Source organism: Friedmanniella luteola, from assembly GCF_900105065.1.
GTDB lineage: Bacteria > Actinomycetota > Actinomycetes > Propionibacteriales > Propionibacteriaceae > Microlunatus > Microlunatus luteolus.
In genome coordinates, this window is record NZ_LT629749.1 from 2,885,032 (window position 1) to 2,908,980 (window position 23,949).

General features: G+C 75.5%; 21 protein-coding genes and 1 riboswitch. Of the genes, 2 read left to right on the plus strand and 19 right to left on the minus strand.

What is annotated here, in order from left to right:
• Positions 1-46 precede the first annotated feature (46 nt).
• The 14 genes from BLT72_RS13580 to BLT72_RS13645 all read right to left on the minus strand — a co-directional run bounded on the left by BLT72_RS13580 (position 47) and on the right by BLT72_RS13645 (position 16,246).
• Positions 47-574 (minus strand): flavin reductase family protein, encoded by a 528-nt coding sequence (locus BLT72_RS13580; protein ID WP_091413494.1) that lies wholly within the window; start codon positions 572-574, stop codon positions 47-49.
• A complete protein-coding gene (locus BLT72_RS13585; protein WP_091413496.1) occupies positions 571-1,137 on the minus strand; it encodes an NAD(P)H-dependent oxidoreductase in 567 nt (188 codons plus the stop codon). The genes BLT72_RS13580 and BLT72_RS13585 overlap by 4 nt, the downstream gene beginning before the upstream one ends.
• Positions 1,134-2,939: a dipeptide ABC transporter ATP-binding protein gene (locus tag BLT72_RS13590; RefSeq protein WP_091413497.1), complete on the minus strand. Its 1,806-nt coding sequence runs from the start codon at positions 2,937-2,939 to the stop codon at positions 1,134-1,136. Before BLT72_RS13590 ends, BLT72_RS13585 begins: the two co-directional genes overlap by 4 nt.
• Positions 2,936-3,844, minus strand: a complete 909-nt coding sequence (locus BLT72_RS13595) for an ABC transporter permease (protein WP_091413499.1) — start codon at positions 3,842-3,844, stop codon at positions 2,936-2,938. Before BLT72_RS13595 ends, BLT72_RS13590 begins: the two co-directional genes overlap by 4 nt.
• Positions 3,841-4,857, minus strand: a complete 1,017-nt coding sequence (locus BLT72_RS13600; RefSeq protein WP_091413500.1) for an ABC transporter permease — start codon at positions 4,855-4,857, stop codon at positions 3,841-3,843. The genes BLT72_RS13595 and BLT72_RS13600 overlap by 4 nt, the downstream gene beginning before the upstream one ends.
• Before the next feature lie 3 nt (positions 4,858-4,860).
• Positions 4,861-6,465, minus strand: coding sequence for an ABC transporter substrate-binding protein (locus tag BLT72_RS13605; RefSeq protein WP_197677030.1), 1,605 nt, complete (start codon positions 6,463-6,465; stop codon positions 4,861-4,863).
• A gap of 136 nt (positions 6,466-6,601) precedes the next feature.
• Positions 6,602-7,693 (minus strand): LLM class flavin-dependent oxidoreductase, encoded by a 1,092-nt coding sequence (locus BLT72_RS13610; protein WP_091413502.1) that lies wholly within the window; start codon positions 7,691-7,693, stop codon positions 6,602-6,604.
• The gene (locus tag BLT72_RS13615) at positions 7,690-9,093 is read right to left on the minus strand and encodes an NtaA/DmoA family FMN-dependent monooxygenase (RefSeq protein ID WP_091413503.1); all 1,404 of its coding nucleotides are present in this window, start codon (positions 9,091-9,093) and stop codon (positions 7,690-7,692) included. Before BLT72_RS13615 ends, BLT72_RS13610 begins: the two co-directional genes overlap by 4 nt.
• Positions 9,090-10,313, minus strand: a complete 1,224-nt coding sequence (locus BLT72_RS13620; RefSeq protein WP_091413505.1) for an LLM class flavin-dependent oxidoreductase — start codon at positions 10,311-10,313, stop codon at positions 9,090-9,092. The genes BLT72_RS13615 and BLT72_RS13620 overlap by 4 nt, the downstream gene beginning before the upstream one ends.
• The gene (locus tag BLT72_RS13625) at positions 10,310-11,275 is read right to left on the minus strand and encodes a glutathione S-transferase C-terminal domain-containing protein (RefSeq protein WP_091413506.1); all 966 of its coding nucleotides are present in this window, start codon (positions 11,273-11,275) and stop codon (positions 10,310-10,312) included. Before BLT72_RS13625 ends, BLT72_RS13620 begins: the two co-directional genes overlap by 4 nt.
• On the minus strand, positions 11,272-12,672 hold the full coding sequence (locus BLT72_RS13630) for an aminotransferase class V-fold PLP-dependent enzyme (RefSeq protein ID WP_091413508.1): 1,401 nt from the start codon (positions 12,670-12,672) through the stop codon (positions 11,272-11,274). The genes BLT72_RS13625 and BLT72_RS13630 overlap by 4 nt, the downstream gene beginning before the upstream one ends.
• Before the next feature lie 36 nt (positions 12,673-12,708).
• Positions 12,709-12,823, minus strand: a riboswitch (SAM riboswitch).
• A 114-nt stretch (positions 12,824-12,937) separates the two neighbouring features.
• The gene (locus BLT72_RS13635) at positions 12,938-13,177 is read right to left on the minus strand and encodes a hypothetical protein (RefSeq protein WP_091413510.1); all 240 of its coding nucleotides are present in this window, start codon (positions 13,175-13,177) and stop codon (positions 12,938-12,940) included.
• Positions 13,174-14,265 carry an LLM class flavin-dependent oxidoreductase gene (locus BLT72_RS13640; protein ID WP_091413512.1) on the minus strand — a complete coding sequence of 364 codons (1,092 nt, stop codon included), beginning with the start codon at positions 14,263-14,265 and terminating at the stop codon, positions 13,174-13,176. Before BLT72_RS13640 ends, BLT72_RS13635 begins: the two co-directional genes overlap by 4 nt.
• 1 nt (position 14,266) lies before the next feature.
• Entirely contained in the window at positions 14,267-16,246 is a 1,980-nt protein-coding gene (locus BLT72_RS13645) for an FAD/NAD(P)-binding protein (protein ID WP_197677031.1), read from the minus strand.
• Between the two features lie 171 nt (positions 16,247-16,417).
• Between BLT72_RS13645 and BLT72_RS13650 the strand changes: the two genes are divergently transcribed.
• The gene (locus tag BLT72_RS13650) at positions 16,418-17,161 is read left to right on the plus strand and encodes a GNAT family N-acetyltransferase (RefSeq protein ID WP_091413514.1); all 744 of its coding nucleotides are present in this window, start codon (positions 16,418-16,420) and stop codon (positions 17,159-17,161) included.
• Between the two features lie 19 nt (positions 17,162-17,180).
• Here the strand turns inward: BLT72_RS13650 and BLT72_RS13655 are convergent, their stop codons facing one another.
• Together BLT72_RS13655 and BLT72_RS13660 are read right to left on the minus strand one after the other, a co-directional pair.
• The gene (locus BLT72_RS13655; protein WP_091413516.1) at positions 17,181-17,939 is read right to left on the minus strand and encodes a class I SAM-dependent methyltransferase; all 759 of its coding nucleotides are present in this window, start codon (positions 17,937-17,939) and stop codon (positions 17,181-17,183) included.
• 104 nt (positions 17,940-18,043) lie between these two features.
• Positions 18,044-18,745, minus strand: coding sequence for a phosphotransferase family protein (locus BLT72_RS13660; protein WP_091413517.1), 702 nt, complete (start codon positions 18,743-18,745; stop codon positions 18,044-18,046).
• A gap of 251 nt (positions 18,746-18,996) precedes the next feature.
• Between BLT72_RS13660 and BLT72_RS13665 the strand changes: the two genes are divergently transcribed.
• A complete protein-coding gene (locus tag BLT72_RS13665; RefSeq protein WP_157720488.1) occupies positions 18,997-20,184 on the plus strand; it encodes a lysozyme in 1,188 nt (395 codons plus the stop codon).
• 90 nt (positions 20,185-20,274) lie between these two features.
• Here BLT72_RS13665 and BLT72_RS13670 read toward each other — a convergent pair whose 3' ends face one another.
• The 3 genes from BLT72_RS13670 to BLT72_RS13680 form a co-directional block, all read right to left on the minus strand.
• A complete protein-coding gene (locus BLT72_RS13670; RefSeq protein WP_091413519.1) occupies positions 20,275-21,291 on the minus strand; it encodes a cyclic nucleotide-binding domain-containing protein in 1,017 nt (338 codons plus the stop codon).
• Between the two features lie 150 nt (positions 21,292-21,441).
• Entirely contained in the window at positions 21,442-22,854 is a 1,413-nt protein-coding gene (locus tag BLT72_RS13675; RefSeq protein WP_091413520.1) for a M1 family metallopeptidase, read from the minus strand.
• A 177-nt stretch (positions 22,855-23,031) separates the two neighbouring features.
• Positions 23,032-23,859, minus strand: a complete 828-nt coding sequence (locus BLT72_RS13680; RefSeq protein WP_091413521.1) for a hypothetical protein — start codon at positions 23,857-23,859, stop codon at positions 23,032-23,034.
• Positions 23,860-23,949: the final 90 nt, after the last annotated feature.

Sequence of the window (23,949 nt, forward strand, 5' to 3'; positions counted from 1 at the left end):
CGCGGCTGGCCGGACGACCGCCCGCCGTCCGGCCGGGACCGCCGCGTCAGACGGCGGAGCTGCCGTCCACCCGGTGGTAGCCGCGGTCGTGGTAGACGAGCGGCGGCCCGCTGCCGAGCTGCGCGGCCTCGACCGCCCGGACCGCGACCAGGAAGCTGGACCCCACCGCCGTCCGCTGGAGCACCTCGCCGCGGACCCAGGAGGGCACGCCGGAGATCACCGGCTCCCCCGTCGGCAGCCGCCGCCAGTCCACGCCGGCGAAGCGGTCGATGCCGCTGGTAGCGAACCGGGCCGAGACGTCGACCTGGTCGGCGGCGAGGAAGTTCACGGTCAGGCTGCCGGCGCGGGCGAGCGCGGGCCAGGACGAGGAGGTCCCGGCGACCGAGAACACCAGCACCGGGGGCTCGGCCGAGACCGAGATCACCGAGGTGGCGGTGAAGCCGACCGGCCGGTCGCCGTCGGTCAGGGTGACGACGGCGACGCCGGCCGGGTGCCGGCGGAAGATCGCGCGGAAGGCGGTGGGGTCGACCGGCTGCGCCGGGTCCGCGCCCGGTGACCACGGCTGCGCGCTCACCGGGCCACCCCCTGGCCCGGCACCAGACGGGCCAGGACGGGCGCCGCCTCGTCCGCCCACGCGCCGACCACGGCGTCGAGGTCGTCGAGCTGGCTCTCGGTGACCGCCAGGGGCCGGACCGGGACCAGGGCGCCGAGCTCCACCAGCAGCGGGGCCAGCAGGTGCTCGGCGACGAACGAGTGCGCGGGGGTGCCCGACACGACGACGGGGACCGCGACGACCCCGCGCAGGCCGCCGGTGGGGACCCGGTCGAGGAAGGCCTTCAGCAGGCCCGTGTAGCTGGCCTTGTAGACCGGCGTCGCCACCACGGCGACGGCGGCGGCCGCCAGGGTCGCGCGGTAGCGGTCGGCCTCGGGGGCGTCGGCGGCGAAGAGCTCGCCGGCGACCTCGGCGACGTCCAGCGCGGTCGGCGGGGCGGCCGCGCCGAGCCGACGCGCCAGCTGGTCGGCGACGGTGCGGGCGACGAGCAGGGTGCGGGAGCCGGGCCGGGGGTTGCCGGCCAGGGCGACCACGCCGGCCGAAGGGCCGGGGCGGGCGTCGCCGTGGTCGAGGGGGGAGGTCATGGTCGTCCTTCCGCCGCGAGCTGCGGCGTGCGCGTGGGGTGGGGGTCGGGGATGGCCGCGAGCAGCTCGCGGGTGTAGTCGGAGCGCGGGTCGGTGAAGATCTGCTCCGTCGGTCCGGTCTCGACGACGAGTCCGGCCCGCATGACGGCGATGCGGTGGGCGATCTGCCGGACCACCGCCAGGTCGTGGGAGATGAAGAGGTAGCTGAGGCCGAGGTCGGCCTGCAGCCCGACGAGCAGCTCGAGGATCCGGGCCTGCACCGAGACGTCGAGGGCCGAGACCGGCTCGTCGCAGATGACCAGGGCGGGCCGCAGCGCCAGCGCGCGGGCGATGGCGACGCGCTGCCGCTGCCCACCGGAGAGCTCGGCCGGCCGGCGCTCGGCCGCCGTGCGGGGCAGCGCGACCCGCTCCAGCAGCTCGCCGACCCGCCGGGACCGGTCACGGCGCGCCCCGACGCCGAACGCCCGCAGCGGCTCGGCGACGCTCTCCCCCACGCTCAGCCGGGGGTCCAGCGAGGCGTAGGGGTTCTGGTAGACGAGCTGGAAGCGCCGACGGAGCCGACGGAGCCGCTCACCGCGGGCCCCGCTGATCTCCTCGCCGTCGAAGACGACACCACCCCCGGTGGGGTCGACCAGCCGGGCGGCCAGCCGGGCGGTGGTCGACTTGCCGGAGCCGGACTCCCCCACCAGGCCGACGGTCTCGGCGACCCCGACGGTGAGGTCCACCCCGTCGACGGCGGCGAGCACCCTCCGCGGCCCGCCGCGGGGCAGCGGGTACTCCTTGCGGACGGCGCGGAGCTCCAGGAGCGGCACGCGGTCGGGTGCCCCGGGAGGCCGGGGGGCGGCGAGCACGGGCGAGCCGAGCCCGGGTGCGGCCGCCAGCAGCTCCCGGGTGTAGGGGTGCTCGGGCGCGGCGACCAGCTGCCCGGACGCCCCGGCCTCGACGACCACCCCGTCCTTCATCACGACGATCCGGTCGGCCCGCTGGGCGGCGACGCCGAGGTCGTGGGTGATCAGCAGGACCCCCGTGCCGGACGCGGCGCTCAGCTCGGCGATCCGGTCCAGGATGACGCGCTGCACGGTGACGTCGAGGGCGCTGGTGGGCTCGTCCGCCACGAGGAGCGATGGCTCGGCGACCAGGGCGATGGCGATCAGCGCGCGCTGGCGCATCCCGCCGGACAGCTCGTGCGGGTACTGCCGCGCCCGGTCGGCGGGCCGGTCGAGACCGGCGCGGGCCAGGGCGTCGACGGCCCGCTCGGCTGCCTGCGCACGGTCGGCGAGGCCGTGCACCCGCAGCACCTCCGCCACCTGGTCGCCCACCCGCTGCACGGGGTTCAGGGCGGTCATCGGGTCCTGGGGGACGAAGCCGACGCGCCGGCCGAGCAGCCCCCGCGGCGGTCGGGTGCCGGCGGTCAGCAGGACGTCGCCGTCGAGGGAGGCGGTGCCGGCGCTCACCCGGGCCGACGGCGGCAGCAGGCCCAGCAGGGCGTGCGCCGTCGTCGACTTGCCCGAGCCGGACTCGCCGACGAGCGCGACCGTCTCGCCGGCGCCCACCGTCAGGTCGACACCGCGGACGGCGGCCACCGTCCGCGCCCGCGAGCGGTACGCGACGTGCAGCCCCTGCAGGGCCAGCAGCGGCACGACGCCGCCCGGGCTGGCCCCCGTGCCTGAGGTCGTCGACGGCCCTTCGACAGGCTCAGGGCGCGAGGGGTGGCCTGAGCCCGCACCGCTGCCTGGGGTCCTCGACGGCCCCTCGACGGGTTCCGGGAGCGGCCGGCCGGTCTGCGTGGTCGTGGTGGTCATGCGTCAGCTCCTCCTCGGCCGCGCTCCAGGGCGCGGGCGATGCGGTTGGCGGCGAGCACGGTGGCGACGACGACCAGCCCGGGCAGCGTGGTGAGCCACCAGCCGCTGCCCAGGAAGTCCCGTCCGGACGCCACCAGGGAGCCCCACTCCGGGGTCGGCGGCTTGGCCCCGTAGCCGAGGAAGCTCAGCGACGAGACCGCCAGGATGGCGGTACCGAAGTCGAGCGCGGCGAGCACCAGCACCGGACCGGCCGCGTTGGGCAGGACGTGCCGCAGCACGACCGTGCGACGCCGGACGCCGAGGGAGGTGGCGGCCTCGACGTACACGCTCTGCCGGACGCGCAGCACCTCCGAGCGCATGATCCGGGCGCAGCCGGCGACGCTGCCGAAGCCGACGGCGATGGCGACGTTGACCGTGCCGAACCCGAGCACCGTGATGAGGGCCAGCGACAGCAGCAGGCTGGGGATGGCCAGCAGGACGTCGACGGCGCGCATCAGCACGGCGTCCAGCCAGCCGCCCGCCGCCCCGGCGAGCAGGCCGACGGTGGCGCCGAGGACGACCCCGACGCCCACCGCGACCAGCGTCGCCTGGAGCGAGAGCGCCGAGCCGTGCACGACGCGGCTGAACAGGTCGCGGCCGATCTGGTCGGTGCCGAACCAGTGCCCGGCCGACGGCGGCTGCAGCAGGGCCCCGGTGTCGGCGGCGTAGGGGTCGGTCGCCGTGAGCAGCCCCGGCGCGAACGCCGCGACGACGACCAGGGCCAGCCAGAGCGCCGAGAGCAGCAGGCCGGGGGCGAGCAGCCGGTGCCCGGACCGGCTCCGTCGGCGGCTCGGGGCCGGCTGGTCGACGGTGGGCCCGACCGGCCCGGCGCCGTGCACCTCGGCGCGCGTGTCCAGGAGGCTCATCGGGCCGCCCCCGTCACGAGCCCGCCCTGGGCCGGGTCGGTGCGCCCGTCGACCGGGTCGGGGTTGCGCGCCGCGCGGGCCACCCGACGCATCCGCGGGTCGAGGAGGGGGTAGACGAGGTCGACGGCCAGGCTGGCCGCGACGACGACCGCGGCCCCGAACACGACGACGCCCAGCGCCAGCGGGATGTCCTGCGTGCCGACGGCGGTCGCGGTGAGCTGGCCCAGGCCGGTGCGGGAGAACACCGTCTCCGTCACCACGGTGCCGGCGAGGAACTGCCCCACCAGCAGACCGGTGATGGTGAACGTCGGCAGCGAGGCGTTCCGCGCGGTGTGGCGCAGGTGCACCCGCAGCCGGGAGGCGCCCTTGGCGCGCGCGGTGTCGGCGTAGGCCTCGGCGGCCTCGCCGCGCAGGCTGCGCGCGAACACCTGGGCGATCATCGCGCTCCCCAGGACGGCCAGGGTGACCGCCGGCAGCACCAGGGCGGCGGGGCCCTCGTTGCCGAAGGCGGGGAACCAGCCGAGCCCGAACGAGAAGGCCTGCAGCAGCAGCAGACCGATCCAGAAGCTGGGCACGGAGACCCCCAGCGGCGGGAGTGACAGCAGCAGCTGACGGAGCCAGCGGGTGGAGACGTAGGTGGCCGTGAGGGCCAGCCCGCCGCCGACGACCACCGAGAAGAGCAGGCCGAGGCCCGCGATCTGGGCGGTCGCGGGGACGGCCGCGGCGATGGAGGCGCCGACGGGCCCGGTGCGGGGCGAGGTGCCCAGGTCGCCGGTGAGCGCCGCCCCCAGGTGGTGCAGGTACTGCACGGCGAGCGGCTGGTCGTAGCCGTACTGCGCCCGCAGCGCCGCCACCTGCTCCGGGGTCGCGGAGCTGTTGGCGACGTCCCCGCCGGCGGCGATCAGCGCGGCCGGGTCGCCCGGCAGGCCGTACATCACGAGGAAGGCGACCGTGTAGGCCGCCCACAGCACGAGCACGGCCTGCCCGGTCCGGCTGAGCAGGTGACGGAGCACGGGTCAGCTCTCCGTGGCGGCGGCCGCGACCAGCTGCAGCCGGGAGTAGGAGTCGAACCGGACGCCGGTGACGCCGGGCCGGAGCCCGAGCACGGTGATGAGCTCGAAGACCGGCACGCCGTAGGCCTTCTCGACGATCACCTCCTGAGCGGTGGCCGCGTCGGCGAACCGGGCCTTCTGCTGCGTCGTCGTCTGCTGGGCCTTGAGGGCCTTGACCAGCGCGGGGTCGTCGATGCCGTAGGGCGCGGTGCCGTCACGCCAGTAGGTGTTGCGCAGGATGTCGGGGTCGGGCCGGGTGCTGTTGCCCCACGACAGGTCGAAGTCACCCGTCGCCAGCTTGGCCTGCAGCTCGCCGATGGCGACGGAGTTGAGGTCGATCTCGATGCCGACCTGCTTGGCCTGCTGCTGGATCAGCTCCAGCGCCGCCTGGTTCGGGTTGAAGTTGGTGCCCCAGTAGGTGACGAGGGTGAGCCGCTGGCCGCCCTTCTCCCGGATGCCGTCCGCGCCCGGGGTCCAGCCCGCCGCGTCGAGCAGCCTCTTCGACTCCGCCGGGTCGTAGGTCAGCTCGTCGCCGAGGTCGGTCCACCCGGGTGTCGTGGAGGCCACCGCGCTGGACGCGGCCTCGTAGCTGGGGCTCAGCGCGGCCGCGACGACGGCGGACCGGTCGACCGCGTGGCTGAGCGCCTGTCGGACCCGGACGTCGGCCAGCGCCGGCCGCTGGACGTTGGGGGTCAGGGTGAAGACCTGGCCGGGGTTGGGTCGGATCTGCAGGGTGATGCCCCCGGTCTGCAGCGAGCTCTCGTCCTGCGGCGGCACGCCACCGATGGCGTCGACCTGACCCGAGCGCAGCGAGCCGGAGCGGACGCCCGCCTCGGGGATGACCTTGAAGACGAGCCGGGCGGACGCGGCCTCACCGGTGTGCTCCCACAGCGAGGACCCCCAGGCGTAGCCGGGTCGGCGGGTCTCCACCACCTCGGTGTTCTTCGTGTAGTGGTCGAGCACGAACGGACCGGTGCCGACGATGTTGCCGTCGCAGCGCGTCACCGGGTCGGCCGCGAGGGACGACGGGGCGAGCAGGCCGAGGAAGTGGCTGGCCGTGGCCTGCAGGAACTGGGCGTTGGGCTGGTCGAACTCCACGCGGGCGGTGCGGTCGTCGACGACGACGGTCTCGGCGTAGCCGGTGAGGAACTGCAGCGACTGCGCCTGGGCGGCGCCGTGGGTGATGATCTCGTCGAAGTTCTGCTGGACGGTCTCCGCGGTCAGCGGGGTGCCGTCGCTGAAGGTGACGCCGTCGCGCAGCGTGAAGGTGAACTGGGTGGCCGTCTTGTTGACGGAGAACTTCTCGGCCAGCCAGGGCTTGATCTCCCCGGTCTCGGGATCCTGGTCGGTGAGGGAGTCGACGAGCTGACGGGACGGGTAGGCGGCGTCGTTGTTGCCGGCGACCCGTGGGTTGAGGCAGCCCGGGTCGGACGCGAGGGCGAAGGTGAAGGTGTCGGCGTCACCAGTGCCGGCGGCCGAGTCGGCGCCGCCGCAGGCGCTCAGCCCGAGGGCGGCGGCGAGGGCGGGGACCAGCAGCAGGGCGCCGGGACGGCGGAGGGACGTGCTCACGAGGTGCTTCCTAGGTGGGTGGGCGTGCGGGGCACGCGGGGCGAGGGGTGGCCCTTCGACGGGCTCAGGCAACGGAGGACGGGCTCAGGCAACGGAGGACGGGCTCGGGGGACGGGGGACGGGCCGGGGAACGGGCTCAGCCCACCGGCACCGGCGCGGGGCGCCGGTCCGGCGTCGGGGTGGGCGTGCCGGGCCAGGGCGGGTCCGGGATGGTCCGGCGCAGCACCGGGGCGATGTCGGACTGGAAGAGCTCGAGGTTCGTGCGGTGCTCGGCGGGGGTCAGCCCGGCCCCGTCGGCGTGCACGTGCAGCACCGTGTGCCCGAGCCGGGCGTGGTAGCGGTGCACCTTCTCGACGATCTGCGCGGGGCTGCCGACCAGGGCGGAGCTGCGCTCGACGTGGTCCTCCAGGGTGGTGAAGCTCGGGGTCAGGCCCGCGCGGGTCAGGCCCGCGAGGCCGGCCTCGAAGACCGGCCGGTAGCGGCTGACCGCCTCCTGCGAGGTCGGTGCGGCGAGGTAGCCGGCCGTGCCCGCTCCCACGACGGCGTCCGCCGGGTCGTGCCCGTGGGCCACCCAGCGCTCCCGGTAGTGGTCCACCAGGGCCGCGTACGGCTCGATGGCGTGGGTGACGTTGGCCGAGAACAGCGGGTCGCCGTAGCGGGCGGCGAGGTCGACCGACTCCCGGCTGGTCGCCGAGCCGTGCCAGACCCGGACCGGCTGCTGCAGCGGCCGCGGCCAGACCTCGGCCTCGACGAGGGCGGGTCGGAACCGGCCCGACCAGGTCACCCTCTCCTCCCGCCACAGGCGCCGGAAGAGCTCGTACCCCTCGGCGTTGCGCGCCCACTGGTCCTCGGGCGTGACGGCGAACAGGTCGCGCTGGGCCGTGCCGTTGCCCTTGCCGATGATCAGCTCCAGCCGACCGCCGGACAGGTGGTCGAGCGTCGCGTAGTCCTCGTAGGCCCGCACGGGGTCGAGCAGGCTCAGGATGGTGACGGTGGTGAACAGCCGGATCCGCTCGGTCCTCGCGGCGATGTGGCTGAGCACCACCGGCGGGGACGAGGAGATGAACGGCCGCTCGTGCCGCTCCCCCACGCCGTAGCCGTCGAAGCCGAGCTCTTCCGCCAGGACGGCGTTGTCGACGACGGCGCGGTAGGCGTCGGTGGTCGACCTCTGGACCCCGGTGACCGGGTCGGGGAGGTGGGTGATCAGGGTGATGGCCAGGAACTTCACCGGGCCACCTGCCCGTCGACCAGTGACCCGTGCCCTGATCCCGTCGAAGGACCGGGCTCGGGGAGCGCGAGCCCGAGGTGGTCGCGCAGGGTGGTGCCCGCGTACTCGGTGCGGAAGGATCCCCGCTCCTGCAGCAGGGGCACGACCGTGTCGGCGAAGCGGTCGAGCCCGCCGGGCGTGAGGTGCGGGACGAGGATGAAGCCGTCGCTGACGTCGCCCTGGACGAAGTCGTCGATCCTCGTCGCCACCGTCTCCGCCGAGCCGATGAAGGACTGGCGCCCGGTCACCTCGATGACCAGCTCGCGCAGGGACAGGTGCTCGGCCTCGGCCCGCTCGCGCCACGCGTGGGCCGTGCCGACGGGGTCGCGGAACCGGCGGACGCTGGCCCGGCCCCGGGCGATCGTGTTCTCCCCCACCACCGGGTCGAAGGACGGGAGGGGGCCGTCGGGGTCGTGGTCGCTGAGGTCGACGTTCCACAGCTGCTCGGCGAACTTGATGGCGGTCTGCCCGCTGACCTGCTGGCGGCGGACGTCGTGGGCGAGGTCGGCGGCCTCGGCGTCGGTGTCGCCCAGGACGAACGTCGCCGCGGGCAGCACGACCAGCTGGTCCGGCCGTCGGCCGTGCCGCGCGAGCCGGCCCTTGACGTCGGCGTAGAAGGCGCGGCCGGCGTCCCAGGTGGCGTGGCCGGTGAAGATCGCGTCGGCCGACGCCGCCGCGAACTCCCGGCCCTCCTCGGAGTCCCCCGCCTGGAAGATCACCGGACGGCCCTGCGGGCTGCGGGGCGTGCTGAACGCCCCGCTGATGTCGAAGTGCTGGTCGACGTGGGAGAACCCACCCACCTCGGGCCGGCTGAGGAACGCACCCGACCCCTGGTCGGCCACCACCTCGTCGCCGCGCCAGGAGTCGAAGAGCGCGAAGGCGGCGTCGAGGAAGTGCTGCGCCCGGGCGTACCGCTCGTCCTGCGGCAGGTAGCCACCGCGGCGGAAGTTCTCGCCGGTGAAGGCGTCCCACGAGGTCACGACGTTCCAGGCCGCGCGGCCGGCCGACAGGTGGTCGAGGCTCGCGAACTGCCGCGCCACCTCGTAGGGCTCGTTGAAGGTGGTGTTGATGGTGCCGGCCAGGCCCAGCCGGTCGGTGACGGCGGCCAGCGCGGCCAGGACGGTGAACGTGTCCGGGCGGCCGACGACGTCGAGGTCGTAGATCTTCCCGTTCTGCTCCCGCAGCCGCAGCCCCTCGGCGAGGAAGAAGAAGTCGAACTTGGCCCGCTCGGCGGTCTGCGCCAGCTTCCGGAAGGAGCTGAACTCGATGTGGCTGCCGGCGGCCGGGTCGCTCCACACGGTCGTGTTGTTGACGCCCGGGAAGTGGGCGGCGAGGTGGATCTGCTTGCGGGGGCGGGTCATCGGAGCTCCTCGGCGGCGTAGCGGTTGAGCGGGCGGGACAGGCCGAGCAGGCCGCGCAGGGTGTCGGCCTCGTAGGCCGTGCGGAACGCCCCGCGGTGCTGCAGCTCGGGGACGAGGGCGTCGACGATGGCGTCGAGGTCGTCCGGGAGGGCGGCCGGCCGCAGCCGGAAGCCCGTGAGGCCGGCCTCGGCCCGGGCCAGCAGCAGGTCGGCCAGCCCTTGCGGGGTGCCGACGAAGACGTCGGCGTCGCTGCTGAACGGCCGGCCGGACCAGGCCTCCAGCTGCTGCCAGCGGCGTTGGGCGCGGTCGGCGTCGGGGTCCAGCGAGACGACCAGGTCGGCCCACACGTGGCCCGCTCCCCCCTGCCCCGTGCCCTCGCGTCCGGCGGCCTCCCGGTGCCACGCGATCTCGGCGACGTCGGACGCCACGCCCGCGTTGTCGAACGGGGTGACGAAGACGACGTCGGCCGCGCGGGCGGCGAAGGCCCGCGGGACGGCGGCGTGGGCGAGGGCCGCGACCACCGGTTGCCCCTGCGGCGGGCGCGGCGTGATCGAGGGACCCCGCACGTGGAACCAGCGACCCGCGAAGTCGACGGGGTGGAGCTTGTCGCGGTCGACGAAGCGGCCGGTGGCGACGTCACGGATCTCGGCGTCGTCCTCCCAGCTGTCCCAGAGCCGGCGGACGACCTCGACGGCGTCGCCCGCCTCGTCGAACAGGTCCTGCAGGAGCTGGGCGACGGCGGGGTCGTCGCGCTGCCGCAGGTCGAGCCGCGGGACGTCACGCCGGCCGAAGTGCGCCGCCTCCTCCGGCCGCGGCGAGACCTGCGCCCGCCAGCCCGCCCGGCCCTCGGACACGTGGTCCAGCGTCGCGATGGCCTTGGAGACGTGGAACGGCTCGGTGTGGGTGACCGTGGCGGTCGGCACCAGCCCGATGCGGGAGGTCAGCGGGGCGACCCGCGCGGCCACCAGGACGGCGTCGAGGCGGCCGCGGACCTCGTCGGTGCGGCCGTCGGGCCGTCCTCCGGGACCGGTCGAGCCCTGCAGAGCCAGCGCGTCCTCGAAGGTGACGAGGTCGAGCAGGCCCTCCTCGGCGCGCCGGGTGAGGTCGACCCAGTAGCCGGCGGTCAGCAGCTCGGCGGGGCGGGCCGAGGGCAGCCGCCAGGCGGCGGGGTGCCAGCCGGCGCCGTCCAGGGCGACGGCGAGGTGCAGGGGGCGGGTCACGGGTGGCTCCTGACGGGGCTGGAGGGCAGGAAGGACGGGGAGGTGCCGGGCGCGCTGAAGCTGGCCCAGCGGGTGGTGGCGCGGAAGGCCGGCAGCTCGGCGAGCCAGCCGGCGTACCGGGCCAGGTGCGGCCAGGCGGTGAGGGGCGGGCCGACCTGACCGGTGGCGTTGGTCTGCACGTCGTAGCGCGCCAGGGTCACCCACAGCCGGAAGTCGGCCTCGGTCAACCCCTGGCCGACCAGGAAGCTCCGGTCGGCGAGCAGGTCGTCGAGCCGGGTGAACGCGGCGAGCAGGTCGGTCCGGGCCTGCTCGGCCGCGGGACCCTGGCCGCGGGCCCGGCCGGCGCCCCGGTTGACCGCCGGACCGACCCAGGCGTCGAGCTCCTCGATCTCGGCGCGGAGGTGCGCGGGGTAGGTGTCGACCCCCGGCCAGCGGGAGCCGGTGAACTGGGTGGCGATGTCGATCCCCAGCGTCACGAAGTCGTTGCTCACCACCCGTCCGGTCGTGGTGTCCCACAGCGTCGGGACGCTGATGTGGCCGTCGAAGCCGGGCTCGGTGGCCTCGTAGGCCTGGCGGAGCAGCGTGAAGCCGTTGACCGGGTCGGGTCCGTGCGTCTCGCGGAAGGCCCAGCCGCGGCCGTCCCGGGCGTCGTCGACGTAGGAGACGCCGATCGCCCCGGGAACCCCGGAGGGGGGACGACCCCCCTCACCCCCCGACGAGCCGAGGAGTCCGTTGGCCGCGATCTGCAGCACCACCCGCTGCGCCCAGGGGCAGAACCAGCCGGCGTAGAGGTGGTAGCGGCCGGGTTCGGCGTGGAAGGCGGTGGAGCCGTCGGAGCTGAGCCGGCCGGTGAAGCGGTAGAGCGGCCGCGGGTCCTCCGGGCGCTGGTGGATCCGGTACTCGCCGTGGCGCTCGGTGTCGACGGGGCTGGCGAAGCGGGTGCTGGGCGTGGTGAGGGTCATCGGGGTTCTCCGGTGGGTGCAGGGGTGTCGGCGGGGGTGCACGGTGAGGACGGGGCCGCGGACGGCTCGTCGAGACGACCGGCGCCGGTCCACCAGGCGGGCAGGGGTCGGGGGTCGGGTGAGGGTCGACAGCTCCCGGCCGCGCTGGTATAGGTCCAGCGGGGCCCGTCGGCCCGCAAGCGGTCGAGGGCGTCGAGCAGGCGGTCGACGTCGGCGGAGCTGCTGCCCACCCCGAGGCTGGCGCGGACGGCGCCGTCGGACGCTCCCAGCCGGGCCAGCAGGGGGTGCGCGCAGAACCGGCCGTCGCGGACGCCCACGCCGTGCTCGGCGGAGAGGAAGGCAGCCACCTGGGCCGCCGCGAAGCCGGGGACGGTGAAGCTGACGACGCCGACCACGTCCGCCGCGTCCGCCCAGATCCGCAGCGGCTCGAGGCCGCGGTCGCGGAGCCCGTCGACGAGGCGGCGGTGCAGGACCGCTTCGTGGGCCCGCACCCGGTCGAACCCGACCGCGCGCAGGGCGCGGCAGGCTTCGGCGAGAGCCGCGACGCCGAGCACGTTCGGGGTCCCGCCCTCGTGCCGCTCCGGGCTGGCGGCCCACGCGGTCGCGGTCGTGGTCACCTCGCGGACGGCGCCGCCCCCGGCCTGGTGCGGCGGGGCCGCGTCCAGCCAGTCCCGGCGGCCCACCAGGGCGCCCGCCCCGAACGGAGCGTAGAGCTTGTGCCCGGAGAAGGCGACGTGGTCGAGGTCGAGCCCGGCCACGTCGACCCCGCGGTGCGGGACCAGCTGCGCGGCGTCGACGACGATCCGGGCGCCGTGGGCGTGGGCCAGGGCCGCCAGCCGGGCCAGTGGTGGCACCTCGCCCGTGACGTTGGAGGCGCCGGTGACCGCGAGCAGGGCCGCCGGCCGCCGGCCGAGCTCGGCGGCCAGGGCGGCCTCGGTCGCGACGACGGTGTCGTGGGCGCGGACCACGCGCGCCGTGCCCCGCTGCCACGGCAGCAGGTTGGCGTGGTGCTCGACGTCCAGCACCACCACCTCCCCCGGGACAGCACCGCTGAGCAGGGTGAGGGCGTCGGTGGTGTTGCGGGTGAAGACCACCACGTCGTCGTCGCGAGCGCCCACGAACCGCGCCACCTCGGTGCGGGCCTGCTCGTAGAGCCGGGTGCAGACCTGCGACAGGTAACCCGCGCCGCGGTGGACGCTGGCGTAGGAGGGCAGCACCGCGGTGACGTGGTCGGCGACCGCCTGCAGGGCCGGAGCGCTGGCCGCGTTGTCCAGGTGCACGGAGCGGGCGCTCCGCCCGTCGACCAGGGGGACGGACTGGCCGCGGCCGACGACCGGCAGCAGCGGGGCGACGTCGTCCGCCGCGCGGGTCTCGACGGGGTGGGTGAGCAGGCTCATCGCGGACGACCTCCGGGATCAGGACCCCGGGGCCGGGGTCCGCGCTTGCCGGCGCCCGGTCAGACGCCAGCCGTGTCCTCACCCGGGGCACCCCACCGCGGAGGAGGGTTGCCGGCCAGCAAGCCGGGGCTTGACGCTGGCGCTCGTGACACCAGGAACTATACCCATGCGTTCCTGTAGGGATTACCCGGTTCCAGATCGTGGACAGCCGTCTCACGGGAACCGACGAGCCGCGCGACGCAGCCCGGGTGGGAGCGGCCGCTCCCTACTTCAACAGGGTCGACAGCCGGGCGGCCCAGACGGTGGCCGCCGCGTCGTCCCCGCGGCGTGGGGCCGAGCCCCAGGCTCCGCCCGCCGGCCCCCGGGGTGGCGCGCCGGGGACGGCGAGCCCGACCATGGCCGCGAGGTCACCGACGCCCGGCAGCCACGGCCGACCCGGTCCGGGGCGGGGGCCGTCCGCGGCCGGCCGCTGCTCCGGCGGCCGGTCGGGACCTGCGGACCTCATGCCGCCACCGCGTCCCGGCGCGCCACCTCGGCCCGGACGAGGGGGATCACCTGGTCGCCGAAGTCGACCGCGTCCTGCAAGGTGTCGTAGCCGCGGGCGGAGATGATGTCGACGCCCAGGTCGACGTAGGCCAGCAGCGCCTCGGCCACCTGGTCCGGCGTCCCGACCAGGGCGTTGGAGTTCCCGGCACCGCCGGTGGCCTTCGCCGTCCCCGAGTACAGGATCGTGTCGTGCCGGTCGCCGCGGTCGGCGATCTCCAGCAGCCGCTGCGAGCCCGTGTTCTCGGGAGCGCCGGGCGCGCGCCGGAACTGCTGGCCACCGGACTTCAGCGTCTCGATCCGGCGCACGGTCTCCTCGGCCTTGGCCCAGGCCTGCGCCTCCGTGGGCGCGAGGATCGGCCGGAACGCGACCTGGATCCGCGGGGGGGTCGTCCGGCCGGCCGCCGCCGCCTCGCGACGGACCCGCTCGATCTGCTCCCGGGTGTCGGCCAGCGGCTCGCCCCAGAGGCAGAACACGTCCGCTTCGGCGGTCCCGACGGCGTACGCCGCGTCGGAGGAGCCGCCGAAGCTGATCTGCGGCCGCGGCTGCTGGACCGGGAAGACGTCGGCGACGAAGTCCGCGAACCGGTAGTGCTCGCCGGTGAAGTCGAACGCCTCGTGCCGGGTCCACACCTGCTTGAGGATCTGGATGTACTCCCGGGTGCGGCCGTACCGCTCGTCCTTGCCCAGGAAGTCGCCCTCGCGCTGCTGCTCGTGGTCGCTGCCCCCGGTGATCATGTGCACGGTCACCCGGCCGTCCGCGATGTGGTCGAGCGTGGCCAGCGTCTTCGCGGCGAACGTCGGGATCGAGAGGTTCGGCCGGTGCGCGACCAGGACCTGCAGCGTGTCCGTGCGGGCGGCGATCAGGGCGGCCGCCTGGGCCGGGTCGGGTGATCCGGACCCGTAGGCCGTGAGGACCCGGTCCCACCCGTGGTCCTGGTGGGCCCGCGCGAGCCGGACGGTGTAGTCCGGGTCGAAGCTGCCGCCGGAGCGCGGGTTGGTCTCCGAGCCGTCGTGGGTGGCTCCGATGCCGAGGAACTCGATGGGCATGTCACTGTCCTCCTGGGCCGCCGGGCGCGGCGGTCGGGTCGTCGATCGGGGGCGGGTCGGGAAGGGGCGCGAGCGCGAGCAGCGTCCGCGCGACCTGGTCGTTGTGGCGGTGCACCGGCCCGTTGCTGGCGGGCCGGGCGAAGGCGGCGGACTTCACCGTCGTGTGCATGCCGAGGGCGAACCGGCGGGACGCGCTGGACCCGTCGGCCCGCCGCAGCCGGTGGGCTGGGTCGACCGCCAGCTGCCCGGTCTCGAGGCGCTCGCCGTCGGCTGCGGTGAGGACCTGGCCGACCGCCTCCCCGCGGGCGGCGAGGGCGGCCAGCAGCGGGTCCTCGGTCCGGCCGAGGTCGAAGGCCGGCAGGGTGGCGTCCACGAGCGTGCGGGCCCGCACCTCCCCGGGGACCGTCGTCGAGCGGGCCACGAACGCGCCGCGGTCGGGGTCGGTGCTGATCTCCAGGCCGCCACCGAGGAAGGCGACGACCCCCGCCTCCTCGAGGGCGAGCAGCTGCTCCAGCCGGTCGGGCGGGGGGCCGCTGGCGTAGAAGCTGAAGAAGCCCATGAACCAGCCGAGGAACTCCTGCACCAGCGAGCGGGGGTCCATCTGCGGCGAGGCCAGGGCCGGTCCCAGCACGGGCAGCACCGCCAGCAGCGCGTGGAACGCCCCGAGGTCGGCGCTGAAGGCGACGTCCTGCCGCCGGGCCAGGTCGGCCCGGACGTAGGAGCGGACGAGCCGGGCGAGCTCGGCGCGGTCGGCCACCTGGCGGTCCCGCAACGGTCGGTCGAGCGCCGCCAGGTCGAGGCGGTCGGCCGGGTCCGGCACGACCGTCGCGATCCACTGCGCGTACCCGGCGCTCCCCCACTCCAGGTCGGCGAAGGTCGCCGCGAACTGCGGCCAGGGCACTCTCACCCGCCCGGGGTGGCCCTGGGCCAGCTCGAGGTAGTAGGCCCAGGTCACCTCGCGGCCGACCAGCGGCCAGAGGTCGCGGAGGAACGTGATCGGCCGGCCCTGCTCCAGCAGCGCGGTCACGGCACCGGGGGTGCAGAAGGTGGTGGCGGCGGGTCTCGGCGCCTGCAGGCGGTACATCGGCTTGGCGTGGTACGGGACGCCGCGACGGGACCCGACGAGCAGCCGGGGCTCGGCACCGGAGGGTTCGTAGCGGAGCCGCGCGCCGTCGTCGTCGGTCGGGTCGGTCAGGAACTTCCCGCCCCGGCCCTCGGTCAGCAGGATCATCAGGTCGACGAAACCGAGCCCGAAGCCGCGGACGAGGACGTCCTCGCCCGCCCCCACCGGGCCGAGGTCGAGGTCACCGCCGTAGGCGGGTGGCAGGTAGGTCAGGCCGTGGTCGTCCGCGAACGCCGCGAGGGCGGCGTACGGCGGCGCCGGCGCGACGTCGACGTGGCTGGTGAGCAGCACCACCGCGTCCGCGAGCAGCGTCGCACCGTCGTCGAGGACCACGCGGTCGCGTCCTCCGGCGTCCGACCGCACGACGTCGACCGCCCGCTGCGCGTGGCTGGTGATCGTCATCCCGGCCGGGGCGCGCGCGACGGCCCGGTCGAAGGCGGCGGCGAGGTACGCGCTGGCCAGCCGGCGGCTCGGGAAGTCCAGCGGACCCAGCGCCGCCGCCTCGGCCACCAGGGCGGCGTCGGGGAGCTCCGCCCCCTCGCTGCGGCACCACGCGAACAGGGTGGGCCCGCTGGTCACCGGCCCGTCCATCGTGACGCTCGCGTCCACGAACGCCGTCAGGTCCTCGGCGGTCGTGTTGAGCCGGAGCAGCTCGGACTGGTCGTCGCGCCACACCCGGCCGGGGCCGGGCGGGAACGGGTCGACGAGGTGCACCTCGACGGGGCCCCGGTCCAGGACTGCGGCGTTGCTGACCAGCCGCTCCAGCAACCCGGCGCCCCGCGGGCCCAGCCCGACCAGGACGAGCACCAGGGACGCGGCGCCCGCCGTCCCCGTGCCGTCGTCCTCAGGCTCCACCACTTCGTCACCAATCTCTGCAGACTTGGTAGGGAATACTACCGACGGAGGCCGTCGGGGCCAGAGGTGTCCGCGGACCGAGCAGGGGGGCCGGGGAGGTCCTGGGCCCACGGACCGCGCCGCGACCCCGGGGGACGGAGGAATAGACCCGGTGACGACCCGGTTGGCCGCCCCATGACCCTCCCCACCGCCGAGTCCGCGGCGCAGGGCACCGCGGCGGCGCACCCGCTGGACGCGGCCACCTGGGCCTCGCTGACCGGCCCCCACCGCCGGCTCGCGGAAGGTCGGGGACGGGCGCGCCGCTACCCGCCCGACCTCTCCCCGTTCGCCGCCCTCTCCTCTCCCGACGACGAGCGTGCCTGGGCCGACCTGCACCACCTGCAGGGGCCCGACCAGGCCGTCCTCCTGGCGGGCCCGCCCGGCTTCACCGACGCGCTCCCCCGCGGGTGGGCGGTCGACGCGGTGATCCCCGGCGTCCAGCTGGTGGCGACCCCGGCGCACCGCACCGAGCCCGACGACGAGGCGTTCGTCATCAGTGCCGCGGACGCCGTCGAGGCCGCGGAACTGGTCGCCAGGACCGAGCCGGGACCGTTCCGGGCCCGGACCCACGAGCTGGGCACCTACCTCGGGCTGCGCCGGCGGGGCCGCCTCGTCGCGATGGCCGGCGAGCGGCTGCACCCGCCCGGCTGGAGCGAGATCAGCGCCGTCTGCACCGACCCGGACCACCGACGCCAGGGTCTGGCCACCCGGCTCATCCGGGCCGTGGGGCACCTCGTCCGGGAGCGCGGGGACACCCCGTTCCTGCACACCGGCGCGGCGAACACCCGCGCCATCGACCTCTACCTCGACCTGGGTTACGCGCTCCGGCGCGAGGTGGAGTTCGCCGCGCTGCGCACCCCGGCCGCCCCGGCCCGCTGACCGCCCCGCGCGGTCGACGTCAGCGCGGTGGCCGGCGGGCCTCGACCAGGAAGCGGCTGGAGTGGGCGACGAACGGCCCGTCGTCCACCATCTGCTGGTGGAGTCGGCGCAGGGTGTCCCGGTAGCGCTCGACCGTGAACCCGGGGACCCACCACACGCACTTGCGCAGGACGTAGACGATCGCCCCGACGTCGGAGAACTCAGCCCGCAGCCTGGCCGACCGGAGATCGACCACCTCCAGCCCGCAGCGCTCCGCCGCGGCGCGGGCGTCCTCGGGCCGGCGCCACCGATCCGCGTCGGGCAGCGGGCCGAGGAACGCCTCGCTCAGCTCGACCATGCTGGCGGGACCGATCTGCTGGGAGAAGTAGCGGCCACCCGGCACCAGCACCCTCGCGATCTCCGCCCAGTCGGTGCTCACCGGGTGCCGGCTCGAGACCAGGTCGAACGAGGCGTCGGCGAACGGCAGGGGCGCCGCCTCGTCGTGGCCGAGCACGGCGACGCCGAGGGGGCGCAGCCGGGCCGCGGCGACGACGAGGTTGGGCCGCCAGCCTTCCGTCGCCACGGCGAGCGGGGGGTAGGTGCCCGCCTCGGCCAGCACCTCACCGCCCCCGGTCTGCAGGTCGAGCGATGCTCCTGCCTCCGCCAGCCGACGGGCCAGCGCGCGTGCGTAGCCCCACGGCGGCCGTTCCTCCGTCGCGCGTCCGTCCAGCCAGGAGAAGTCCCAGCCCTCGACGGGGGCGTGGTCAGCCTCGGTGACGAGCTCGTCGAAGGAGCGCATGGCCCCATTCTGGAGATCGGCGGGCGCCGACCGCTGGCCGGGTGCGGCGGGCCGTCGACCCCGCAGCGGTCGACGGCCCACCGGCATCGGCACCGCCGTCCTCCTCAGGCGTCGGGCCACCTCACCAGCTCGCGGGTGAGCTGCTCGAGGTACTCCGGTGGTCCCGCTCCGGCGAACCACAGCCAGAGCTCGGCGGCGTGGACGGGGAACCACGCCCGCACGGCGGACGGGTCGGCGCCGTAGCCCGACACCAGGGCGTCGAACGACCGGGGGTCCTTCCGCGCCGCCGCCCAGGCCGCCCGCGACAGTTCGCGGAGGGGGTCGCCCAGGTGCGCCGCCTCCCAGTCCAGGACCGCCGTGATGCCGGCGTCCACCGCCAGCAGGTTCCCGTCGGTCCAGTCGCCGTGGCAGAACGCCGGCCGGCCGGCCGGCGGGACGACGAGGGGCAGCGCGGGCCCGCCGGCGTCGCGGTAGCGGCGAGCGGTCAGCGCGTCGTCCGGGGCGCTCGGCAGCCGACCGGGAGGTCGGAGCTCGTGGAGCCGACGCAACCAGGTCGTCGACGCCCGGAGCCGGTCGAGACGCAGGTCAGCGCTGCCGGCGTCCAGCCGCTCGCCCGGCATGAGGGTCATCAGGACGGCCTCCGGCCCGACCTCGACCAGCTCGGGGACCGGGAGGCCCTGGTGCAGCAGCTCCCGGAGGGCGAGCACCTCGGTGTCACGGCGGCGGGGATCGGCGAAGCGCTTCTCGACGAGGAAGCGTCCGTGCCGCTCCACCGACCTGACGTGCCCGACCGCCCCCTGCCGCACCCGACCATCCTGCGCGACGCTCGAGCCGGACCCAAGCCGAGAGCGGCGACCCGGTCCAGCCCGACGGTGGACGACGGGGTGCGGACCGCCCCGCCGGAGGGGCGACGGGCCCCCCTCGACGGGGGGTGCACAGCGGGTCCTCCGGGCGGATGATCGGGGTGTCGGGAGCCGGAGCTGGTCGGGTCCCGCGCGGGTCGGGCCGCCGGGGACGGCCCCACCCACCGAGGCGGTTCCGACGGAGGGGGCACCCCATGAGGGCACGGCTGCGGACGGGGCTGGTCGCGTTGACCGCCGTGCTGACCGCGGCGGCGTGGGCACCCGGCGCCGTGGCGGCGCCAGCCACGGCCGGCTCGGGCACCGACCCCAGCTCCGCCACCGTCGTCGGTCCGCACCTGTACCGGGTCACCGCCGACATCGACGGACGGACCGCCCGCAACCTCGCCAACCACGCGGTCGTCGACCAGTACCCGGAGGGGTCCTCGGTCCTCGTGGTGTGCCAGTCGACCGGCGACGTCGCGTACGGCGGGAGCAGGATCTGGGACCTCACCTCCGACGGGCTCTGGGTCCCCGACGAGCTGGTCCCCACCGGGACGAGCGGCTCCTACGCACCCGACCTGCCCCGGTGCACCATCCCGCAGACCTACGTCGCGGCTCGAACGCTCGACGGACGGACCGCACGGGTGCTGAGCAACCATGCACGGCCCGACCGCTATCCCCGCGGCAGCCGCGTCCAGATCACCTGCCAGGCCCTGGGCGGCCCGACCTACCACGGATCCTCCCTGTGGGACCGCACCGTCGACGGCCTGTGGATACCCGACCACTTCCTGAGGACCGGGACCGCGGGCTGGGTGACCGGCCTCCCCCGGTGCGAGGCGGGCGACACCGTCACACCCGCACCCGCACCCGCTGCGGACTCCCCCGCCCGGGCCGGGCAGGACCGGCAGCTCAGCGTCCAGGGCGCCTCGTTCATCGCGGCCTACGAGGGCTACCGCTCCACGGCCTACGACGATGCCGGCGGGCACTGCACCATCGGGTACGGCCACCTCGTCCACCTCGGCGGCTGCTCGCGAGCGGACGCCGCCCGCTGGGGCAGCCTGACCCAGGACGAGGCCCTGGCCCTGCTGTGGCAGGACGCGCAGACCTACGCGGCCGGGGTCCGGGCCGCGCTCCCCCGCACCCCGCTCTCGCAGGCCCAGTTCGACGCCCTGGTCAGCCTGTCCTACAACATCGGCAACGGCGGTTTCCGCGGCAGCGCGGTGAGGGCGAGCCTCGCCGGCAGCACCCCGGACCACGCGGCGGTGCCTGACCTGATGCTGAGGTGGGTCTCCTCGAGCGGGGTCGAGCTCCCCGGGCTGCGCCGGCGCCGGCTCAACGAGGGCAGGCTCTTCAGCACCGGCTCGTACGCGATCATCCCGGCCCGCCCCTACAGCCTGTCCTGAGCGCTGGAGGGATCGCGCGGGGCGGCGGCACCGCGGGCCGGGGCAGGCGGGGCGGTCACGAGGACGGCCGGCGCCCATCGCCCCAGACCCTCACCCGACGGGCTGGTGACCCCGTCGCTCCTCGCGCCGATGCCCTTCCGCCAGCCGGCGCAGCGCGTGCAGGTCCACCTGGTCGCCGGACGCCTCCGCGACCCGCGCCGGGGTCCGGGCGCGCAGGGTGGCGGTCCGCCGGCCGCCCTCGAGCAGGGCCCGTTCACCGCCGACCGCACCGGGTCCCACCTCAGCGACCAGGACGTCGTCGACCAGCACGTCGAGGACCCCGTCCAGCAGCAGGAAGACCGGACCCGCCGGATCGCCCTGCCGGACCAGCTCCTCGCCCGGGGCGAGGGTGCGCACCCGCGGCTTGGCGCCGCCGCGCATGATCGCCGCGGACAGGGTCCGCTCCAGCGCGGTCTCCGCCAGGGTCACCACGGCCGGGCTGGCGACGTCCCCCCACGGGCTGTGGTCACCGAAGCACTCCTGGGACCACCGGCTGAAGTCGGTGAGCCCGCTCTTGGCCACGAGCGCCCCGCCCTCGTCGTAGACCCAGTGGCGCGGGAAGGGACTGGCCCCCGCCAGCTGCCACGCGGCACGTCCGTCGGCGTGCAGGGTGAGCTGCAGCGTCGTCCACACCGTCGGCGCGATGAGCTGGAGGAAGGGTGGCCGGTTCACGGCCCTCGGCATCGGGGCACCGGTCCGTCCGCCGACCGTCTGCTCGAAGCGGACGCAGCCGTCGCCCCGCTCCGGCTCCCTCTGCAGGTCGGGGTAGGCGATCGCCGCGAAGGTGATCGACCTCGGTCCGACGCGCACCGTGGTGGAGCCCATCAGGCCCCCGCCCGCGTAGCCGTGCGCGGTGACCTGGCCGCGGTCGTCGACCTCGATCCAGGCCTCCAGGCGGTTCGCGAAGCGGAACCGGTCGGCGTCGCGCCAGGCCGCGAGGTCCCCGAGCTCCGCAGGCGGCGGGTCGTCGTACTGCCCCACGCCGAGGGAGAACGGGATCTTCATGAGCCCCGAGATCGCCTCGGACGGGATCCACGAGACGGACGTGACCGACGCTGACCGACGCATCCTGAGCTCCTGACTTCCCAGACACCGCTGCCGCCGGTCCCAGTCTGGCACCGGCGAGCGGGCGCGGGCGATGCCCCGCACACGGACCACCGCAGCGGTCGCGGCGGGCGGTGACCACCCCGGGCCACCGGGCCGCCGTCCCAGGACGGGTCAGGGGCGGCTGGGCTTGCCCGGTGCGTGGAGCCAGGTGGTGAAGAGGTCGTCGAGCGGCTGACCGGACACGCGTTCGGCCACCCGGACCAGGTCGTCGGTGGACACGACGCCGTACCGGTGGCGCTGGGCCCAGGCGCGCAGGACGCGGAAGAACGCGTCGTCGCCGACCCGGGTGCGGAGGGCCTGCAGCGCCATCGCGCCCCGGTCGTAGATGGCGGCGTCGAACAGCCGCGCTGCCCCCGGGTCGCCGACCTCCACCTGCCAGAACGCGCTCGTCGCGGGTCGGGCGTAGGCGGTGTCGAACTGCTCCTGGACCGAGGCGCCACCGCGGTGCTCGGTCCAGAGCCACTCGGCGTAGGTGGCGAACCCCTCGTTGAGCCAGATGTCGCGCCAGCGCTCCGGCGTGACGCTGTCGCCGTACCACTGGTGGGCGAGCTCGTGGGCGACCGTGCCCTCCGAGGGGGGACCGGAGTAGATGGGCCGGGTCTGGTTCTCGAGGGCGTAGTCCGCGTCCTCGTCGTCGTCGACCACCGCCCCGAACGAGCCGAACGGGTACGGCCCGAACAAGCCGGCGAAGTACGCGATCATCTCCGGTTGCCGGGCCAGGACCTCAGCCGTCTCGGCCTGGTCCGTCGGCGACAGGTCCGCGTCGACGGCGTTGACGATGGGCAGCCCGTCGGCGGTCCTGCTGGCGGTCAGCACGTAGTTCCCGCTCGCCGCCATGGCGAGGTAGCTGGCCATGGGCTCCTCGGCCGACCACCGGGACGTCGTCCAACCCGCGCGGGTCCGGGTACCGAGCAGGTCCCCGTTGGCGACGGCCACCGTGCCCTCCGGCACGCGGATCCGGAAGGCGTAGGTGGCCTTGTCGTACGGCGCGTCGTTGACGGGGAACCAGGTCGACGCGCCGTCGGGTTCGTTCGCCACGAACGCGCCGTCCGGGTGGGACACCCACCCGTACAGGGCGCCGGTCGCATCGGTCGGCTGGCCGGTGGTCCCCCCGTAGCGCACGTCGACGGTGAACCGCTGCCGCGCCCGCAGGACGTGTCCCGGCGTCACGACGAGCTCGGGGCCCTCCTGCCGGAAGTCGGCCGGCCGACCGTCGACGCGGACCGAGGACACGGTCAGGTCGCGCAGGTCCAGGCTGAAGCTCCGCAGGTCCTCCCGCCGGGTCGTGACCTCGATGCGGGCGCGACCGGTCAGCGACCGGCTCGCGGGCGTGTACCGGAGGCTGAGGTCGTAGTGCCGGACCTGGTAGCCACCGTTGCCGGCCGCCGGGAAGTAGGGATCGCCGCCGGAAGGGCTGCCCACCACAGCCGTGGTCGGATCGGCACCGGCGGGCGTGCCTGGCGCGATCAGGCCGACCAGCACGAGACCTGCGGCGGCGAGCAGTCGGACCCGGGGGCGTCCCATGCCCCGGGACTCTAGACCGCCGCCGCCAGCGCCCGGGAGTCGGACGTCCCGGTCCCTGCTGTGCGCGGGAGATCAGGCTCCCGGCGTGGGCCGGGAGCCCGATCGCGGTCAGCGCCGGGCGGCGCCCCCGGCCCGGGGTCAGGGAGCGGCGGTGTCACGACGCCGTGGGCGACGACGTCACCCCGGCGTGTCGACGCGGTCCCGCCGCGACCACCGGGCGGAGGTGTAGCGGGTGCCGTCGTACACGCCGACGTAGAAGCCCGGACCGGAGTAGGGCCGGGTCAGCCGGTACCGGCCGTCCGCTCCCGTCCTCGTCGCGGCGATCTCGTCCATGTCCTCCTCGTCCAGACGGATCTGGTAGATGCTCACCACCCGCCTGGCGAGGTCGCGGTAGGTCCGGGTGTCCCAGCTCGCCCGCTCCAGGTGGCCGCTGTAGGTGATCCGTCCGTTGCGGACCGGTTCGGGGCCGGCGTTGAACGAGATCCGCACCGCTCGGCGGACGTTGCTGTTGACGGTCCTGCTGTCCGGGTTCGGCCCCGCCACGCGGAAGGTCGTCCGCCACCGGCCGGCGTCCTCGTTGCGCAGGGAGCGGGGCGCGATGCTGAGCGCACCCCTCCACTGCACCCGCTCGGCGTCCCGGCTGACCTCCTCGAGCCGCACGGTCCGGGTCCCCTGCGGCGTGCGGACCGCCGCGGTCGCGGCGGCGGCATCGCAACCGGTGCGCGTGTAGAGCGTGAACCGGAGCTTCTGGGTCTTCGTGGTGCCGACGGCGACCGACGGCGCGTCGCCCACGTCGAGGATGGTCTGCGCCGGCCCCGGGCAGGGCGGGACCGGAGCCGGGTCGGCGGCGGCGGCCGGGGTGGCGAGGGCCGGGACCAGGCTGAGCGCTGCGATGGCCGCGACCAGCAGGCCGCGCGCTCGGCGCGGCGTCGCTGACGCGTCCGGTCGACGCGTCGAGGGTGTGATCGGCCCGCTCGGCCGTACGGGGGACGGGGTGAGATGCACGGAGATGCTCCTGGGTGAGGGTGCTGGTGGGAGAGAGCTCGACTCGGCCCTCGAGCCGGGCGCGCGGTGTTCGCCGCGGTGGTCCGGGTG

Excerpts from the sequence above, each read along its gene's own strand:
- BLT72_RS13625 (WP_091413506.1), bottom strand. The coding sequence starts at position 11,275 with ATGACCCTCACCACGCCCAGCACCCGCTTCGCCAGCCCCGTCGACACC.
- BLT72_RS13650 (WP_091413514.1), top strand. The coding sequence starts at position 16,418 with ATGACCCTCCCCACCGCCGAGTCCGCGGCGCAGGGCACCGCGGCGGCG.
- BLT72_RS13615 (WP_091413503.1), bottom strand. The coding sequence starts at position 9,093 with ATGACCCGCCCCCGCAAGCAGATCCACCTCGCCGCCCACTTCCCGGGC.
- BLT72_RS13675 (WP_091413520.1), bottom strand. The coding sequence starts at position 22,854 with ATGGGACGCCCCCGGGTCCGACTGCTCGCCGCCGCAGGTCTCGTGCTG.
- BLT72_RS13655 (WP_091413516.1), bottom strand. The coding sequence starts at position 17,939 with ATGCGCTCCTTCGACGAGCTCGTCACCGAGGCTGACCACGCCCCCGTC.
- BLT72_RS13635 (WP_091413510.1), bottom strand. The coding sequence starts at position 13,177 with ATGAGGTCCGCAGGTCCCGACCGGCCGCCGGAGCAGCGGCCGGCCGCG.
- BLT72_RS13590 (WP_091413497.1), bottom strand. The coding sequence starts at position 2,939 with ATGACCACCACGACCACGCAGACCGGCCGGCCGCTCCCGGAACCCGTC.
- BLT72_RS13630 (WP_091413508.1), bottom strand. The coding sequence starts at position 12,672 with ATGAGCCTGCTCACCCACCCCGTCGAGACCCGCGCGGCGGACGACGTC.
- BLT72_RS13585 (WP_091413496.1), bottom strand. The coding sequence starts at position 1,137 with ATGACCTCCCCCCTCGACCACGGCGACGCCCGCCCCGGCCCTTCGGCC.
- BLT72_RS13665 (WP_157720488.1), top strand. The coding sequence starts at position 18,997 with ATGAGGGCACGGCTGCGGACGGGGCTGGTCGCGTTGACCGCCGTGCTG.
- BLT72_RS13670 (WP_091413519.1), bottom strand. The coding sequence starts at position 21,291 with ATGCGTCGGTCAGCGTCGGTCACGTCCGTCTCGTGGATCCCGTCCGAG.
- BLT72_RS13640 (WP_091413512.1), bottom strand. The coding sequence starts at position 14,265 with ATGCCCATCGAGTTCCTCGGCATCGGAGCCACCCACGACGGCTCGGAG.
- BLT72_RS13595 (WP_091413499.1), bottom strand. The coding sequence starts at position 3,844 with ATGAGCCTCCTGGACACGCGCGCCGAGGTGCACGGCGCCGGGCCGGTC.